This window comes from Streptomyces pseudoechinosporeus (assembly GCF_054783935.1).
Map to the genome: position 1 here is coordinate 46879 of NZ_BAAGPS010000005.1, position 15917 is coordinate 62795.

Annotated in this window: 17 protein-coding genes; 3 read left to right on the forward strand and 14 right to left on the reverse strand. The window is 70.7% G+C overall.

Features of this window, described 5'->3' with window-relative positions:
• Window positions 1–228: 228 nt before the first annotated feature.
• Window positions 229–891 carry an SCO3374 family protein gene (locus ACYVO6_RS06825; RefSeq protein ID WP_461058316.1) on the forward strand — a complete coding sequence of 221 codons (663 nt, stop codon included), beginning with the start codon at window positions 229–231 and terminating at the stop codon, window positions 889–891.
• Here the strand turns inward: ACYVO6_RS06825 and ACYVO6_RS06830 are convergent.
• The 10 genes from ACYVO6_RS06830 to ACYVO6_RS06875 form a co-directional block, all read right to left on the reverse strand.
• Window positions 870–1205 (reverse strand): histone-like nucleoid-structuring protein Lsr2, encoded by a 336-nt coding sequence (locus ACYVO6_RS06830; RefSeq protein WP_461058318.1) that lies wholly within the window; start codon window positions 1203–1205, stop codon window positions 870–872. The two genes, ACYVO6_RS06825 and ACYVO6_RS06830, sit on opposite strands and share 22 nt — an antisense overlap.
• 239 nt (window positions 1206–1444) lie before the next feature.
• Window positions 1445–2017, reverse strand: a complete 573-nt coding sequence (locus ACYVO6_RS06835) for an amino-acid N-acetyltransferase (RefSeq protein ID WP_461058320.1) — start codon at window positions 2015–2017, stop codon at window positions 1445–1447.
• Between the two features lie 9 nt (window positions 2018–2026).
• The gene (locus ACYVO6_RS06840) at window positions 2027–2509 is read right to left on the reverse strand and encodes a BlaI/MecI/CopY family transcriptional regulator (RefSeq protein ID WP_461059300.1); all 483 of its coding nucleotides are present in this window, start codon (window positions 2507–2509) and stop codon (window positions 2027–2029) included.
• Between the two features lie 121 nt (window positions 2510–2630).
• Window positions 2631–2822 carry a hypothetical protein gene (locus ACYVO6_RS06845; protein ID WP_461058322.1) on the reverse strand — a complete coding sequence of 64 codons (192 nt, stop codon included), beginning with the start codon at window positions 2820–2822 and terminating at the stop codon, window positions 2631–2633.
• A 49-nt stretch (window positions 2823–2871) separates the two neighbouring features.
• Window positions 2872–3492, reverse strand: a complete 621-nt coding sequence (locus ACYVO6_RS06850) for a hypothetical protein (RefSeq protein ID WP_461058324.1) — start codon at window positions 3490–3492, stop codon at window positions 2872–2874.
• Window positions 3493–3977: 485 nt separating this feature from the next.
• Window positions 3978–4775: a type III pantothenate kinase gene (locus ACYVO6_RS06855; RefSeq protein ID WP_461058326.1), complete on the reverse strand. Its 798-nt coding sequence runs from the start codon at window positions 4773–4775 to the stop codon at window positions 3978–3980.
• Window positions 4776–4784: 9 nt separating this feature from the next.
• Window positions 4785–5777: a carboxylating nicotinate-nucleotide diphosphorylase gene (gene nadC, locus ACYVO6_RS06860; protein ID WP_461058328.1), complete on the reverse strand. Its 993-nt coding sequence runs from the start codon at window positions 5775–5777 to the stop codon at window positions 4785–4787.
• A gap of 5 nt (window positions 5778–5782) precedes the next feature.
• The gene (locus ACYVO6_RS06865) at window positions 5783–7549 is read right to left on the reverse strand and encodes an L-aspartate oxidase (RefSeq protein WP_461059302.1); all 1767 of its coding nucleotides are present in this window, start codon (window positions 7547–7549) and stop codon (window positions 5783–5785) included.
• An 11-nt stretch (window positions 7550–7560) separates the two neighbouring features.
• The gene (panC, locus tag ACYVO6_RS06870) at window positions 7561–8553 is read right to left on the reverse strand and encodes a pantoate--beta-alanine ligase (protein ID WP_461058330.1); all 993 of its coding nucleotides are present in this window, start codon (window positions 8551–8553) and stop codon (window positions 7561–7563) included.
• The gene (locus tag ACYVO6_RS06875; RefSeq protein ID WP_461058332.1) at window positions 8550–9479 is read right to left on the reverse strand and encodes a Rossmann-like and DUF2520 domain-containing protein; all 930 of its coding nucleotides are present in this window, start codon (window positions 9477–9479) and stop codon (window positions 8550–8552) included. The genes panC and ACYVO6_RS06875 overlap by 4 nt, the downstream gene beginning before the upstream one ends.
• Window positions 9480–9636: 157 nt before the next feature.
• Between ACYVO6_RS06875 and ACYVO6_RS06880 the strand changes: the two genes are divergently transcribed.
• Window positions 9637–10845: a threonine aldolase family protein gene (locus ACYVO6_RS06880; RefSeq protein WP_461058334.1), complete on the forward strand. Its 1209-nt coding sequence runs from the start codon at window positions 9637–9639 to the stop codon at window positions 10843–10845.
• Between the two features lie 18 nt (window positions 10846–10863).
• Here the strand turns inward: ACYVO6_RS06880 and ACYVO6_RS06885 are convergent, their stop codons facing one another.
• The 3 genes from ACYVO6_RS06885 to ACYVO6_RS06895 form a co-directional block, all read right to left on the reverse strand.
• Complete coding sequence (locus ACYVO6_RS06885) at window positions 10864–11496, reverse strand: AAA family ATPase (protein ID WP_461058336.1); 633 nt, start codon at window positions 11494–11496, stop codon at window positions 10864–10866.
• A 70-nt stretch (window positions 11497–11566) separates the two neighbouring features.
• Entirely contained in the window at window positions 11567–12238 is a 672-nt protein-coding gene (locus ACYVO6_RS06890; RefSeq protein ID WP_461058338.1) for a response regulator, read from the reverse strand.
• A gap of 82 nt (window positions 12239–12320) precedes the next feature.
• Complete coding sequence (locus ACYVO6_RS06895) at window positions 12321–13520, reverse strand: sensor histidine kinase (RefSeq protein ID WP_461058340.1); 1200 nt, start codon at window positions 13518–13520, stop codon at window positions 12321–12323.
• 118 nt (window positions 13521–13638) lie between these two features.
• On the opposite strand from ACYVO6_RS06895, the gene ACYVO6_RS06900 reads away from it, so the two are divergent.
• Window positions 13639–14775, forward strand: coding sequence for an SAM-dependent methyltransferase (locus ACYVO6_RS06900; RefSeq protein WP_461058342.1), 1137 nt, complete (start codon window positions 13639–13641; stop codon window positions 14773–14775).
• On the opposite strand, the gene ACYVO6_RS06905 is transcribed toward ACYVO6_RS06900, so the two are convergent.
• Window positions 14740–15891, reverse strand: a complete 1152-nt coding sequence (locus tag ACYVO6_RS06905; protein ID WP_461058344.1) for an NADH-quinone oxidoreductase subunit D — start codon at window positions 15889–15891, stop codon at window positions 14740–14742. The genes ACYVO6_RS06900 and ACYVO6_RS06905 overlap by 36 nt on opposite strands.
• Window positions 15892–15917: the final 26 nt, after the last annotated feature.

The following is a 15917-nucleotide window of genomic DNA, read 5'->3' on the forward strand; positions in this document are numbered from 1 at the left end:
ACGCCGATGGCGAACGTGAGATGCCCGAGCCTTGCGTGTCGCCCCTTCCCACTAGGGATGTCTTACCCGTACGCACTGACAGTCCATGCCGCGCGCACCCATTCCCTCCGCTATGGGCGAACATCCTTGCGCTGCCGAGCGCTTCCACACGCCCCCGTTTTGGACACTCGGCGCGCACATGCGAACACTCGGCGTAACTCGAAGCCTGTTCCGGCGGTTGCTTCTGGCATGGCCCACCCGTCTCCCGACCACCGCCCCTCATCGAGGCTCCCCCAGACTCCGTCCGGGGGTACCCCCAGCGCGCCACACCCACTTGTCGCCGCTCTTCTCCCTCGCAGGCCACTGGACACCGACGATCAGGTGCGCCATTGGTACGAGAACGAACTGGGCTGGGCGACCGTGCCCGGACCTCCCGTCGAGCTGCTGACGGGCCTGCGCTTCGACGTCCTGGAGGTGCCCGCGGAGGCGGGTTACGCGGCGCTGAGGCATCTGGTGCCGGGTTCTCCGGTGGCCATGCGGGCGGACCGGATGCGGCTGCTGGTGGCCGCGGGAAGCGCGGACGAGCTGCCGGGGCTGCTCGACTGGCTGGAGTGGGGATCTCTCGCGCTGGATCTCAGGGCGATCGGCGCGGGCGGGCGCATCGAGGCGCCGCTGCCGCGAAGTACACGAGGCACGCGAAGCAGCGCGGTGGACGGCTCGCAGGGGGCCGCCGTCTGGCTGCGGCCCCCCGAGCCGGACTGCGAGGTGGAGCCTGCGTTGCCGACCCTGTCGGCGCTCGGCGGGGGCGGTGGGGGCGCCCCCGATCTCGTACGACTCGTGGACACGATGGCAACGCAGTGCCACCGGATCCGCCTGCGGCAAGGTCGCTCTCAGGCGTTGGCCTTCTCGTAAGCCTCGCGAATGGACGCCGGAACACGGCCACGGTCATTGACCTCGTATCCGTTCTCCTTCGCCCAGGCGCGGATCTGCGCGGTGTCCTGACTCCCACCGGAAGCGACGCGCGCCTTGCCACGCCCGCCGGAGGCGCGGCCTCCGGTACGACGACCGCTCTTCACGAAGGGCTCGAGAAGGCCGCGGAGCTTGTCCGCATTGGCAGTCGTGAGATCGATCTCGTACGTCTTGCCGTCCAGCGCGAACGTCACGGTCTCGTCCGCCTCGCCGCCGTCGAGGTCGTCGACAAGAAGGACCTGAACCTTCTGTGCCACCGGATTTCCTTTCATCGATAACTTCAGGGCCGAGGGTCCGCGGCGGATGCCGCTGTTTCATGCCCCCTGTTATATGCACTACTGCAGTACGTCCGAAAGCAAACCGCTTTTGCTGGAAAAACACAAACCCCTGGGAGAGACCGGGAGAGACCGACCCGACCCGAGAAGACCGAAAACGTACGCGTTTCGGACATAGAGCCCCCGGGCAAGGGGTGCCGGGCGTATTCCTTCGCCGACGATCACAGATGCAGAAGCATCCGGCTGTTGCCCAAGGTGTTCGGTTTCACTCGTTCGAGACCGAGGAACTCTGCCACGCCCTCGTCATAGGAACGCAGTAGCTCGGCGTAGACCTCGGGGTCGACGAGTGTCTCACCGATCTCCACGAAGCCGTGCTTCGCGAAGAAGTCGACTTCGAAGGTCAGGCAGAATACCCGGCGAACGCCGAGCCAGCGGGCGGTTTCCAGCAACTTCCCCAGCAACTGATGGCCGACGCCGGCGCCCTTGAGCGCGGGATCCACCGCGAGAGTACGGACTTCCGCGAGGTCTTCCCACATCACGTGCAGTGCGCCGCAGCCGACCACCTCGGACCTTGGTCCGGCATCACTCGACCCGGCATCACTTGAGACGGCATCCCGTTCCGCGACCCAGAACTCCTGGATGTCCTCGTAAAGCGTCACCGTCGCTTTGTCGAGCAGGATGCCGCCGCGGACGTACGCGTCAAGGAGGCGGCGTACCGCGGGGACGTCGCTGGTCCTGGCGCGGCGGACAGTGAGGGCTTTACCGGTGGTGACTTCGGGCTGCTCTGCTGGCATGACCGGACGTTATCGCCCGGTGTCACCCTTGGTGGCAGCGGGGTTCTCGCCCGTGGTGCTCTGGCGGGTGGAGGTTTCGCCGGGGGCGGTTTCGCCGGTCGTCGATTCACCCGAGGAGGTTTCGCGGGCCACGCTTTCGCCGGTCGTCGTTTCGCCCGTCGCGGTTTCGGGGCCTTCCACGATGCGGAGGGCGTCGCGCAGTGCCGCCCGCTGTTCCGGGGACATCATGCCGAAGAAGGCGACGAGTGCGGCGGCCTGGTTGTCGCTCTGTGACCAGGCTTCGTTCATCAGGGCTGCCGCGTAGGCGGCGCGGGTGGAGACCGCCTCATATCGATAGGCCCGGCCTTCCGCTTCGCGGCGTACCCAGCCCTTCTGATGGAGATTGTCCAAAACGGTCATCACCGTGGTGTACGCGATGGACCGTTCCTGCTGAAGATCTTCCAGGACTTCTCGAACGGTCACCGGGCGGTTCCACTTCCACACCCGCGACATGACCGCGTCTTCGAGTTCTCCCAAGGGGCGAGGCACGCTCAGTACCCTAGTGGGATATTTCAGTCGCGGCATAACAGACGCGACCCTGATGGACATTTGGCAACAAAAGGGGCGCACGAGTTCAGACGTCGGTGGTGCGATCGCGGTCGCCGGAGGCCTGACGGGTGTTCTCGGCGCGCGCGAGGGCGGCGTCGACGACCGCGTCCTCCTTGGCCTTGTTGGCGCCGCCCTGGGTCTTCACGATCGTCACGATCAGACCGGTGAAGAACACAGCCATCACTACGGGGGGCAGAAGCGCGGAGACGTAGTCCATGCCTTTCAGAGTAGCCACGGTGCCGGGGCGGGCGGATCGGGGGCGTGGCCTAGACGGCCGTGAGCTGCTGTGGGGGCTTGGCCGGTGGGGTGGGCGGCTTGCGCCTGGGCGGGAAGACCTCGCCCGGGGTGGGGATGGGGCGGTTCGGGTGTGCGGGCTTGGGGGAGCGCTGCGGTTCGGTCTTCGGCTGGGGGGCGGGCTTTTCCGCCGGCTTCTTTTCGGGGTCCTCGGCGTCTGCACGCGCGCGCGTGCAGACGTTTGCGGCGAGGCCGCCGGGGAGGGCCGTCAGGTGGAGGCGCTGCGCCGCGCCGTTCCCGCGAGCCAGGAGGGTGGCCGCCGCGGAGTTGCCGCGCAGGGCGCGCAGGGCGGAGAGGTCGTCGGGCTCCAGGCTGTACCCGGCGCTGAGCGCCTCCTCCAGGAGCGTCAGGTACCTGGTTGCGGCGCCGGGCAGCGCCGCGCGGTAGCGGGCGAGGTCGGCCATCAGAAAGGCGCGCAGCCGGGCGCCCTCGCGGGCCGCCTCGTCAACGGACTCGGCCAGGCGGAGACATTCCTGGACCTCCTCGGCCGAAACGGGCGTGGGGTGAAGGGCGAGGGCGAGCGCACGGCGGAGCACACGCAGCTCCTCCGCACCGAACGCCATGCCGCCGCGGGATCCGTAAGGCGTGGGCATGCGGCGACGATACGCGCTAATCAGAAAAAAATGGGACAGAACGCCTCCGGCGGTTGAGCCGGTTGGGTTCGTGGGTTGGTGCGGGTGCGTGGTGGCTGGTCGCGCCGTTCCCCGCGGGGTGCCTCCGGCGGTTGGGCGGCTGCGGGTTGAGTGTGGCTGGTCGCGCCGTTCCTCGCGCCCCTTGGGGTCCGTGGGGGTGCGGGGCCGTGGGCCGGTGCGTCAGCCCGTCGCAGGCGGGGCGTACGACCCGGTGTCGGTACACGGTGCGGGTGGCCTGAGACCGAACCTACGCGACGGGCATACGACGCACCGGCCCACGACCCCTCCCGCCGGAGGGAAGCTGCGGGCGCGTAGTGGCTGACGGCTCCGGGATCGCCCCGTTAGGGGCGCGGGGAACTGCGCGACCAGCCACCACGAACCCCGCACTCGCCCACGAACCGAACCCACCACCCCCGTAGCCCCCGCCCAACCGCCGGAGGCAAACGTCACGTCCGCGAGACGTTCCGCTCGTACACCAGCCGCAGCCCGATCAACGTGAGCCAGGGCTCATGCTCGTCGATCACCGAGGACTCGCCCAGAACCATCGGCGCAAGCCCACCCGTCGCGATGACCGTGACATCGTCCGGGTCATCAGCCAGCTCGCGGGCCACCCGGCTCACGACCCCGTCCACCTGGCCGGCAAAACCGTAGATGATGCCCGACTGCATCGCCTCGACGGTGTTCTTGCCGATCACGCTCCGCGGCCGCGCCACCTCGATCTTGCGGAGCTGGGCCCCCCGCACGCCGAGCGCCTCGACCGAGATCTCGATGCCGGGGGCGATGACACCGCCCACGTACTCCCCGCGCGCACTGACCGCGTCGAAGGTCGTCGCCGTACCGAAGTCGACGACGATCGCCGGGCCGCCGTAGAGCTCGACGGCGGCGACGGCGTTGATGATGCGGTCGGCGCCGACCTCCTTGGGGTTGTCCATCAGGATCGGTACGCCCGTCTTGACGCCGGGCTCGACGAGGATGGCGGGGACGTCGCCGTAGTAGCGGCGGGTCACCTCGCGGAGCTCGTGCAGGACGGAGGGGACGGTGGCGCAGATCGCGATGCCGTCGATGCCGTCGCCCAGTTCGTCTCCGAGCAGCGGGTGCATGCCCATCAGGCCCTGGAGGAGTACGGCGAGTTCGTCGGCCGTGCGGCGCGCGTCCGTCGAGATGCGCCAGTGCTCGACGATGTCGTCGCCGTCGAAGAGGCCGAGGACGGTGTGGGTGTTGCCTACGTCGATCGTCAGCAGCATGGCCCGTACCTACTCCGCCGCTCGTAGGTCGAGGCCGATGTCCAGGATCGGCGAGGAGTGGGTGAGGGCGCCCACGGCGAGGTAGTCGACGCCGGTGCGCGCGTACGCCGCCGCGTTGTCCAGGGTGAGGCGGCCCGAGGCTTCCAGGTACGCGCGGCCGTCGACGAGGGCCACGGCCTCCTCGCACTCGCCGGGCGTGAAGTTGTCCAGGAGGATGAGGTCGGCGCCCGCGTCCAGGACCTCGCGGAGCTGGTCCAAGGTGTCGACCTCGACCTCGATCGGTACGTCCGGGAAGGTCTCGCGTACGGCCTTGAAGGCCTGGGCGACGCCGCCCGCGGCGACCACGTGGTTGTCCTTGACCAGGGCCGCGTCCGAGAGGGACATGCGGTGGTTGACGCCGCCGCCGCAGCGCACCGCGAACTTCTCCAGGGAGCGCAGTCCGGGCGTCGTCTTGCGGGTGTCGCGTACGCGTGCCTTCGTGCCCTCCAGAACGTCCGCCCACGCGCGCGTGGCGGTCGCGATGCCGGAGAGGCGGCACAGGAGGTTCAGAGCGCTGCGTTCGGCCGTCAGGAGGTCGCGGGTGCGGCTGGTGATGCTCAGGAGCTTCTGGCCGGCCGCCACGCGGTCGCCGTCGTCGACGTGGCGCTCGACCTCGAACTCGTCTGTGCAGACCACCGAGACGACCGCCTCGGCGATCCTCAGGCCCGCCACGACGCCCGCCTCACGGGCGGTGAAGTCGGCGGTGGAGACGGCCTCTTCGGGGATGGTCGCGACCGTGGTGACGTCCACGCCGTGGTCGAGGTCCTCCTCGATGGCCAGGTGCGCGATGTCCTCGACCTCGACGGGGTCGAGCCCGGCGTCGGCGAGGAGTGCCGCGAGGGCCGGGTCGAGGCCGCACTCCAGGGGGTCGATGTCGTACTCCTCTTCGGCACCTTCGGCACCGCAGCCGCAGCCGTCGCCGCAGCCACCGCCGGTGAGGAGGGGAAGGTCGGGGGTGCTCACTACTGTCACTGCTCCTGGGGACTGGGTGTCGGCCGGGGCTGCCGGGTCGGGGGGAAGTCTGCTGTGTCGGTGGTGTGTACGGCGAGGGTTCGGTCCGGATTCAGCCGTACGACGATGTGGCGGGACCAGTCGGTGTCGTCGCGGTCGGCGTGGTCCTCGCGCCAGTGGCAGCCGCGGGTCTCCTCGCGCAGGCGGGCGGCGGCGACCAGGACGCGGGCCACGCACAGGAGGTTGGTGGCCTCCCAGGTGTCGACGCCGGGCTCGGCCGTCTTGCCGTTCTCGGCGAGCGCGTCGCGCGCGTCGGAGTGCAGTTGCTCGAGGCGGTCGGCCGCGGTCTCCAGGGACTCGGCGGACCGCAGGACGCCGGCGCCGTCGCTCATGACCCGCTGGATCGCGAACCGCGCCTCGGGGTCGAGGAGCGGGTGGACGGGCTGCTCCGGGTAGGCGACCGGCGCGGGCACGCGCGCGTAGAGGCGGTTTTCCTCGTGGCGCGTGGCGATGTCGGCGGCGATGCGCTCGGCGTAGACGAGGCCCTCCAGGAGGGAGTTGGAGGCGAGCCGGTTGGCGCCGTGCACACCGGTGCAGGCGACCTCCCCGCACGCGTACAGGCCGGGGACGGTCGTACGGCCCTGGGAGTCCGTGCGGACGCCTCCGGAGGCGTAGTGGGCGGCCGGGGCGACCGGGACGAGCTCGGTGACCGGGTCGATGCCGTGGGCGCGGCAGGCGGCGAGGATCGTGGGGAAGCGGTGCTCCCACATGCTGGCGCCGAAGTGCCGGGCGTCCAGGTACATGTGCTCGGCGCCCTGCTCCTGCATGCGGCGCATGATGCCCTTGGCGACGATGTCGCGGGGCGCCAGCTCGGCCAGTTCGTGCTGACCCTGCATGAAGCGCACACCGTCCGCGTCGACCAGGTGGGCACCCTCGCCCCGTACCGCTTCGGAGACCAGTGGCTGCTGGCCCTCGGCGTCCGGGCCGAGGAACAGCACGGTCGGGTGGAACTGCACGAACTCCAGGTCGCTGACCTCGGCCCCGGCGCGCAGGGCGAGCGCGACGCCGTCCCCGGTGGACACGGACGGGTTGGTGGTTGCCGAGAAGACCTGGCCCATGCCGCCGGTGGCGAGGACCACGGCGGGCGCGTGAACGGCTCCCACGCCGTCGTGCTGGCCCTCTCCCATGACGTGCAGCGTGACGCCCGCGGTGCGGCCGTCGGCGTCCGTCAGCACGTCCAGGACCAGGGCGTTCTCGATCGTACGCAGTCCACGCGCGCGTACCGCCTCGACGAGCGCCCGGGAGATCTCCGCGCCGGTCGCGTCGCCGCCCGCGTGCGCGATCCGGCGGCGGTGGTGGCCGCCCTCGCGGGTGAGCTCCAGGTCGCCCTGCTCGGACTCGTCGAAGTGGGCGCCGGTCGCGATGAGGCGGCGTACGGCGTCAGGGCCCTCGGTGACGAGGAGGCGTACCGCCTGCTCGTCACACAGGCCCGCGCCCGCCACCAGCGTGTCGTCGAGGTGCTGCTCGGGGGTGTCGCCCTCGCCGAGGGCCGCCGCGATGCCGCCCTGCGCCCAGCGCGTGGAGCCGTCGTCGAGCATGGCCTTGGTGACGACGACGGTCCGCAGCCCGGCGGCGTCGCAGCGCAAGGCCGCGGTGAGTCCGGCGACTCCGGAGCCGACGACCACGACGTCGGCGGCGATGAACCAGCCGGGGGCGGGGGCGGTCAAACGGGGGCGAGCGCGGAGCGCTCTCGTTCGAGAGTGGTGGGAGACGGGCGGGCGTATGCCTGTGCTGGTCACGAGGCGGCTCCGAAGGTCAGCGGAATGTTGTCGATCAGCCGGGTCGTCCCGACCCGGGCGGCGACGGCGAGGACCGCCTCGCCGGTGTAGTCGTCCGGGATCTCGGTGAAGTCGGACGGGTCGACCAGCGCCAAGTAGTCCAGGGCGAGCGGGGGTTGCATACGGGCGGCGTCGTCGAGGACGAGGCGGGCGGCGGCCCGGACCGCGGCGGGACCCCCCGGGACCGCTTTGGCGACGGCGTGCGCGTCGGCCGCGGCGCGGGACTCGCCGAGCGCGCTGAGGGCCTCGGCACGCGCGCGCGTGGTGGGCACTTCACGGGCACGCGCGCGCAGGGCCTCCTGTGCGGCGTGCCGGTCGCTGCCCGCGAACAGGGCCTGGGAGAGGGCGAGCGCGGTGCGGCGCTCGGCGGCCGAGAGGTAGCGGTTGCGGCTGGACAGGGCCAGGCCGTCCTCCTCCCGCACCGTCGGTACGCCGACGATCTCCACCCCGAAGTTCAGATCGCGCACCATGCGGCGGATCAGGGCGAGCTGCTGGGCGTCCTTCTGCCCGTACAGCGCCACATCGGGCCGGGTGAGGTGCAGCAGCTTGGCGACGACGGTGAGCATGCCGTCGAAGTGCCCGGGCCGCGCGGCACCCTCCAGGCGCTCGCCCATGGGGCCCGCGCTGATGCGGACCTGAGGCTGGCCGCCCGGGTAGACCTCGTCCACGGAGGGGGCGAACACGACGTCCGCGCCCGCCTGTTCGGCGATCTTGACATCGGCGTCCAGGGTGCGCGGATAGCGGTCGAGGTCCTCGCCCGCGCCGAACTGGAGGGGATTCACGAAGACCGTGACGACGACCTCTCCGTCGCCGCCCGCTATCTCGCGGGCGGTGCGGATCAGGGTGGCGTGGCCCTCGTGCAGGGCGCCCATGGTCATCACGACGGCGCGGCGGCCGGTGCGCACGCGCGCGTGGAGCTCGTCGGCGGTGCGCAGCAGGGCGGTGGTCATCGGGCGTCTCCCTCAGTGCCGTCGGTCCCGTCTGCCAATACCCCGAGAAGGTCCTCGGCGAGCTCCGGCTTCAGCAGTCCGTGGGCCAGGGCCCGGTCGGCGGTCGCGCGGGCCATCGCCAGATAGCCGGGGACGGTCTCCGGGGCGTGCTTGCGCAACTCCGTGACGTGCGCGGCGACCGTGCCCGCGTCGCCGCGCGCGACGGGTCCTGTGAGGGCCGCGTCGCCCGACCTGAGGGCGTTGTCGAGGGCTGCACCGAGCAGCGGGCCCAGCATCCGGTCGGGGGCCTCAACTCCCGCCGTACGCAACAGCTCCATGGACTCGGCGACCAGGGTCACCAGGTGGTTGGCGCCGAGGGCGAGGGCCGCGTGGTACAGGGGACGGGCGGCCTCGGCGATCCACTCGGGCTCGCCGCCCATCTCGATGACCAGCGCCTCGGCGGCCAGCCGCAGCTCCTCGGGCGCGGTGACCCCGAAGGAGCACCCGGCCAGCCGCTGTACGTCCACAGGAGTGCCGGTGAACGTCATCGCGGGGTGCAGCGCCAGCGGCAGCGCACCGGCCCGCAGCGCGGGGTCCAGGACCTTCGCGCCGTACCGCCCGGAGGTGTGCACGAGCAGCTGCCCCGGCCGTACCGCCCCTGTCTCGGCGAGCCCCTCGACCAGCCCCGGCAAGGCGTCGTCCGGGACCGTCAGGAGCACCAGGTCGGCCCGCTCCATGACCTGCGCGGGCGTCACCAGCGGTACGTCGGGCAGCAGTTGCGCCGCACGTCGTACGGAGGCGTCGGAGACTCCGGATACGGCCACCGGCCGATGCCCGGCGAGCTGGAGCGACGCGGCAAGAGCGGGCCCCACGCGGCCGGCACCGACGACGCCGACGGTGAGCCGCGCGGGGCGGTCCTTGGGGTCTGGTTGTGGGACTGTACTCACTCGACGGCGGCCTTCCGTTCCAGTCCGCTCGGGGTACCGGACGATTTCTCGTCATGTTAACGCGATCGGTTCCGGGCCCGTTTTGTTGTCCACAGCCTGTGGGAAATTGTGGGAAATTCGCATGCCGGGCCGACACCGGGCCCGGCATGCTCCAGGGATGAGTGATTCGGCGGAGCAGGAGCAGGAGCAGGACAGGGATCAGTCGGCTGAGCAGGGCGAGGAACAGTCCGCGGAGCAGAAGCGGGCGCGGCGCTGGGCCGCCGCGCGAGGAGCCGAACGGACACTGTGGCGGGCCGGTTTCCATTTCACGGTCGGCCAGCGACTGGCGCGGCTGACGGATGCGGCGCCCCAGGTGTACGACCTGGACCAGCCGGTGGACATGTACGGCGACGGGATCGTCGAGACCGTGGAGGAACGGGTCGCCGGCCTCCTCGGCAAGGAAGCCGCCGCATTCTTCCCCTCGGGCACGATGGCCCAGCAGGTCGCCCTTCGCTGCTGGGCGGGCCGTACGGGGAACACGACCGTGGCGATGCATCCGCTCTCCCACCCCGAGCTGTACGAACGGCATGCGTTCAGCACGGTCAGCGGCCTGCGGATCGTCCATCCGACGCATGAGCCACGGCTGCCGTCCGCCGCCGAGATACGCGACCTGGAGGAGCCCTTCGGGGCGCTGCTGCTCGAACTGCCCCTGGTGGGGGCCGGTTTCGTCCTGCCCACCTGGGAGGAGCTCTCCGAGATGGCGGAAGCGGCGCGCGAACGGGACGCCGTCGTGCACTTCGACGGAGCCCGCCTGTGGGAGTGCACCAAGCACTTCGGCCGCCCCCTGGACGAGATCGCGGGTCTCGCGGACAGCGTTTACGTGTCGTTCTACAAGTCGCTCGACGGAATCGGCGGCGCCGCCCTCGCGGGCCCGAAGACGCTGATCGAGGAGGCGAAGGCCTGGCGGCACCGGTACGGCGGGCAGATCCTCCAGCAGTTCCCGACGGCCCTGTCCGTGCTGATCGGCCTGGACAGGGAGCTGCCCCGGCTGCCGGAATACGTGGCCCACGCGCGCGTGGTCGCCGCGGCGCTGCGCGAGGGATTCGCCGCCGCCGGGGTCCCCTGGGTGCGCGTCCACCCGGAGGAGCCGCACACGCACCAGTTCCAGCTCTGGCTGCCGTACGAGGCCGATGCCCTGACCGACGCGGGAACGCTCCAGGCTGAGGAGACGAAGACCTCGCTGTTCCCGCTGCTCTGGTCACGGGGTGGCCCGGGCCTGGCCTACACGGAGGTCACGGTGGCCGGGCCGGGGCTGGAGTGGAGCGCGGAGGACGTCAAGACAGCCGTAGCCGACTTCGTGGCGCGGCTGCCCGGCTCAGCGGCCTGAACAGCCGCAGCGGCGCACTCAGTCGAACCGTATGTGCTTGACCCCGACCCGTATCTGCCGCAGCCGCGTCCGCAGCGCCCCCTCCTTGTTCGGCCTGAGCGTCAGCCCCGCCAGTACGGCGATCCGGTCGGCGGTCTTGGGGACCGTCGTCTGGTCCGTCCACAGGTGCTCGGCGAACTCCGGCTCGCGCAGCCGCTCCAGGCAGTGGTCGAGCTGCTCCACCGCCCAACTCTCCCTGCGCAAGGGGGCGTCCTTGCCGGCGACGTGCTGGAGGAGCTGGCCGAAGCCGCGCTCGCGCAGTCGCTTCAGGACGGTCTCGCGCTCGGCGAGGAGCGTGAAGTGCCGTACATCGTGGCCCTTTTCGCGCAGTCGCCCGACCGTCTCGTCGAAGTAGCCGAAGTCCGTGACGGTCATGGGCGCGATCACCACGCCATCGTGCTTGGTGAGGGCGAGGTCGAGCACCTCGACGACGCCCTGCCGCCAGGACACCAAGTCCTGGAAGTTTCCGCGCAGTTCGGGCGGCAGCGTGCGGCGCAGCCCGAAGCCGATGTGTTCCGGGTCGCAGATGACGCTGCCGGGCAGTCGGCGCTGGATCTCGTGTGCGGTCTGTGTCTTGCCGCCCCCGAAGGGGCCGTTGATCCACAGGAGCATGCGCAGAGACCTTAGTGGCCGCCGGTTACGCCTCGGTCACGTTCCGGCCGAACACCCGGCCGAGCACGGCTCAGCCCTGCCCACCCGCCCGTACAAGCCCCGTCTCGTACGCCAGAACCACGACCTGTACCCGGTCCCGCAGCCCCAGCTTGGTGAGGATGCGCCCCACGTGCGTCTTGACCGTTGCCTCCGAGAGGACGAGCCGGGCCGCGATCTCGCCGTTCGACAGGCCCTGTGCGACCAGGATCATCACCTCGCGCTCGCGGTCGGTGAGCCGCTCCAGCCCCTTGTTCTGGGGCTCCTTGCCGGCGCTCGGCAGCATCGGCGCGAACCGGTCGAGGAGACGGCGGGTCGTGGACGGCGCGACCACCGCGTCACCGCTGTGCACGGAGCGGATGGCGGCGAGGAGTTCGCCGGGCGGCACGTCCTTGAGCATGAAGCCGGAGGCGCCCGCCTTCAGCCCGGAGAAGGCGTACTCGTCGAGGTCGAAGGTGGTCAGGATCAGCACCTTCGGCGGGTCGGGCTCCGAGCAGATGCGGCGGGTCGCCTCGACGCCGTCCAGCTTCGGCATGCGTACGTCCATCAGAACCACGTCGACGTCGGTCGAGCGCAGCACCTGGAGGGCCTCGACACCGTCGCCCGCTTCCGCGACGACCTCCATGTCCGGCTGGGCGGCGAGCACCATCCGGAACCCGGTGCGCAACAGCACCTGGTCGTCGACGAGCATCACGCGGATCGGCATTCCTGGGTCCTCCGGTCAATCATGGACGGGCGGTGTGTGGGCGGGCGCTGCGTGGGCGGTCGACGGGTGGGGCGTGCACGTGTCAGTTGGCGGGCTTGAGCGGGAGCAGTGCGCTGATCCGGAAGCCGCCGCCCGGGCGCGGCCCCGCGTCCAGGGTGCCGCCGACCATACCGACACGTTCACGCATACCGATCAGACCGTGTCCCCGGCCGTCGACGCCGCCGTCCTCGTACAGCTCGTGCGGGGCGCCCTTTCCGTCGTCCTCGACGAGCAGCCCGAGGCCGTCGTCGAAGTAGACCAGGCGCACGCTCGCGCCCGCGTTCGGCCCTCCGTGCTTGCGCGTGTTGGTGAGCGCCTCCTGCACGATGCGGTACGCGGTGAGCTCGACGCCGCTCGGCAGCGGTCGCGGAGTGCCCTCGATCTTGTAGTCGACGGGGAGACCGGCCGTACGGACCTCCTCGATGAGGTCGTCGAGCTGGTCGACGTCGGGCTGAGGGACGTACTCGCCGCTCTCCTGGTGCTCGCCGGTGCGCAGCACGCCGAGCAGCCGGCGCATCTCGGCGAGGGCCTGACGGCCTGTTCCTGAGATCGTCTCCAGGGCCTTCTTGGCCTGGTCGGGGGCGGTGTCCAGGACGTACGCGGCACCGTCCGCCTGCACCACCATCACCGACACGTTGTGCGCGACCACGTCGTGCAGCTCGCGGGCGATCCGGGCCCGCTCGGCGGCGACCGCGACCTTGGACTGGGCCTCGCGCTCCTTCTCCAGCCGGGCGGCGCGCTCCTCCAGCTGCGAGAGGTAGGCGCGGCGGGTGCGGACCGAGTCGCCGAGGACCCAGGCGAGCGCGAAGGGCACGGTCTGGAAGATCACTATGGCGATGCTGCCCCCGATGCCCTCCTCGGCCGGCCAGCGCAGTTGTGCCACGGGAGCGGCGCACAAGCCGGCGGTCAACGCGATCCGGGAGGCCCAGCGGGCGCCGTCCGCCGCGACCGTGTAGATGATCACCAGGAAGGCGAAGTTGGCGGGCAGCGTCCCGACGTCCGCGATCAGCTGCGCCAGGCCGAGCACGAGCGCCAGGATCAGCATCTTCTCCGGCATACGGCGGCGCAGCGCGACCACCAGGCTCAGCAGGATCATGATCGGAACCGTGACGGCCGGGAGATCGGCCCCCTGGGCCTCCTCCGTGATCGATCCGCCCAGCACCGAAATCCCGAGCAGGAGGACGGCCCAGAAGCTGTCGACCCACGTCGGGTGTCTGCGGAGGAGTTCATAGAGGCGCTGCACGTAACCCAGCGTAGGGAAGGGTGCAGTGTGCAGGGGTCAACCGGAGGGCCGATCCGCGACCACCGCACGTACTCCCCAAGGTGGAGACCTGCCGATTCCCGGCGCTTAGCCTGACGCTGTGGGACAAGCGGTGAGACAAGACGCACACGAGGCATCGGGTGGGTGGCGCGGGTGGCGGCAGGCGGCCGAGGAGGCGCTGTACGGGCCTTCAGGTTTCTATCGCCGGCCTGAGGGGCCCGCGGGTCATTTCCGTACCTCTGTGCACGCCTCGCCGCTGTTCGCGGGGGCCGTGGCCCGGCTCCTGTGCCGGGTCGACGAGGCGCTCGGTCGGCCCGCCGAGCTCGCGTTCGTCGACATGGGCGCGGGCCGCGGCGAGCTGGTGACCGGCGTCCTGAAGGCGCTGCCCGCCGAAGTGGCCTCCCGCGCGCGCGGGTACGCCGTCGAACGCGCCGACCGGCCCGCCGCTCTCGACCATCGGATCGAGTGGCGCGCGGAGCCTCCGGCGGGGGTCACCGGGCTGCTGTTCGCGAACGAGTGGCTGGACAACGTCCCCCTGGACGTGGCCGAGGCGGACGTCGACGGGGTGCTGAGGCTGGTCCTCGTACGGGAGGACGGCACCGAGTCGCTCGGGGAGCCGGTCTCCGGAGCGGAAGTGGAATGGCTGGCGCGGTGGTGGCCGCTCCCTGGAAATCAGCGTCCCGAAGCAAACGAAGCAAATCAGCATCCCGAAGGGCTGCGTGCCGAAATCGGCCTCCCCAGAGACGCCGCTTGGGCATCCGCCGTGGCCACCCTCGACCGGGGTCTCGCCGTGGCCGTCGACTACGCCCACCGCGCGGACGCGCGCCCACCCTTCGGGACGCTCACCGGTTTCCGTGAGGGCCGCGAGACGGCGCCCGTGCCGGACGGGTCCTGCGACATCACCGCGCATGTGGCCCTGGACGCGTGCGCACTGCCAGGAGCGCGTCTGCTGACCCAGCGGGACGTCCTGCGCGCCCTGGGCGTGAGCGGCGGCCGTCCGCCGCTGTCGCTGGCCTCCACGGACCCGACGGCGTACGTACGGGCCCTCGCCGGCGCGGGCGAGGCCGCCGAGCTCACCGCTCCCGGCGGGCTGGGCGACTTCGGCTGGCTCGTGCAGCCGGTGGGAATTCCGAACCCGCTGCCCGACCCTCTGCCCGGCGAAAACAGCCCTCTACAGAGAGCACGGAGAGCCGGGGAAGCCCTACTTGTCGATGTCCCCGACCACGAAGAACAGTGACCCCAAGATCGCCACCATGTCCGCGACGAGCGTGCCCGGCAGCAGCTCGGTGAGTGCCTGGATGTTGTTGTACGAGGCCGAGCGCAGCTTCAGCCGGTACGGGGTCTTGTCGCCCTTGCTGACGAGGTAGTAGCCGTTGATGCCGAGCGGGTTCTCGGTCCAGGCGTACGTGTGGCCCTCCGGGGCCTTGAGCACCTTCGGGAGCCGCTGGTTGATCGGCCCGGGCGGCAGCTCCGCGAGCCGGTCCAGACAGGCGTCGGCGAGGTCCAGGGAGTTGTGGGTCTGCTCCAGGAGGACCTCGAAGCGGGCCAGACAGTCGCCCTCCTGCCGGGTGACGACCTTCAGGACGTCGCCCAGCTCCCCGTACGCCAGATAGGGCTCGTCGCGGCGCAGGTCGAAGTCGACGCCGGAGGCACGGGCGATCGGACCGCTCACTCCGTAGGCGTGCACCGTCTCCGGGGACATCCGGCCCACGTCGCGCGTACGCCCGCGGAAGATCTCGTTGCCGAGCACCAGGTTGTCGTACACGTCCATGCGCGAACGGACGTCGGCGACGGTTGCACGCGCGCGTGAAGCCCATCCGGCGGGGAGGTCCTCCTTGAGACCGCCGACCCGGTTGAACATGTAGTGCATGCGCCCGCCGGAGATCTCCTCCATGACGCCCTGCAACTCCTCGCGCTCCCTGAAGGAGTAGAAGACCGGAGTGATTCCGCCCAGCTCAAGCGGGTACGAACCCAGGAACATCAGATGGTTGAGGACACGGTTCAGCTCTGCGAGGAGCGTGCGCATCCACACCGCGCGGGCGGGGACCTCCATGCCGAGCATGCGTTCCACGGCGAGGACGACACCCAGCTCGTTCGAGAAGGCGGAGAGCCAGTCGTGGCGGTTGGCGAGCACGATGATCTGGCGGTAGTCGCGCGCCTCGAAGAGCTTCTCCGCGCCGCGGTGCATATAGCCGATGACCGGCTCCGCATGCTGGATCCGCTCGCCGTCCAGCACGAGCCTGAGGCGCAGTACACCGTGGGTGGACGGGTGCTGGGGGCCGATGTTGAGCACCATGTCGGTGCTCTCCGCGGCGCCGCCGATGCCGACCGTGGTCTCCGACGTAGGAGTCATGGGAACAGTGTCTCGTACGTACGCTT

Coding starts and splice junctions, on each gene's coding strand:
- ACYVO6_RS06825 (WP_461058316.1), top strand. CDS start 229: ATGGCCCACCCGTCTCCCGACCACCGCCCCTCATCGAGGCTCCCCCAG.
- ACYVO6_RS06835 (WP_461058320.1), bottom strand. CDS start 2,017: ATGCCAGCAGAGCAGCCCGAAGTCACCACCGGTAAAGCCCTCACTGTC.
- ACYVO6_RS06840 (WP_461059300.1), bottom strand. CDS start 2,509: ATGTCGCGGGTGTGGAAGTGGAACCGCCCGGTGACCGTTCGAGAAGTC.
- ACYVO6_RS06845 (WP_461058322.1), bottom strand. CDS start 2,822: ATGGACTACGTCTCCGCGCTTCTGCCCCCCGTAGTGATGGCTGTGTTC.
- ACYVO6_RS06850 (WP_461058324.1), bottom strand. CDS start 3,492: ATGCCCACGCCTTACGGATCCCGCGGCGGCATGGCGTTCGGTGCGGAG.
- ACYVO6_RS06855 (WP_461058326.1), bottom strand. CDS start 4,775: ATGCTGCTGACGATCGACGTAGGCAACACCCACACCGTCCTCGGCCTC.
- panC (WP_461058330.1), bottom strand. CDS start 8,553: ATGACCACCGCCCTGCTGCGCACCGCCGACGAGCTCCACGCGCGCGTG.
- ACYVO6_RS06880 (WP_461058334.1), top strand. CDS start 9,637: ATGAGTGATTCGGCGGAGCAGGAGCAGGAGCAGGACAGGGATCAGTCG.
- ACYVO6_RS06885 (WP_461058336.1), bottom strand. CDS start 11,496: ATGCTCCTGTGGATCAACGGCCCCTTCGGGGGCGGCAAGACACAGACC.
- ACYVO6_RS06890 (WP_461058338.1), bottom strand. CDS start 12,238: ATGCCGATCCGCGTGATGCTCGTCGACGACCAGGTGCTGTTGCGCACC.
- ACYVO6_RS06905 (WP_461058344.1), bottom strand. CDS start 15,891: ATGACTCCTACGTCGGAGACCACGGTCGGCATCGGCGGCGCCGCGGAG.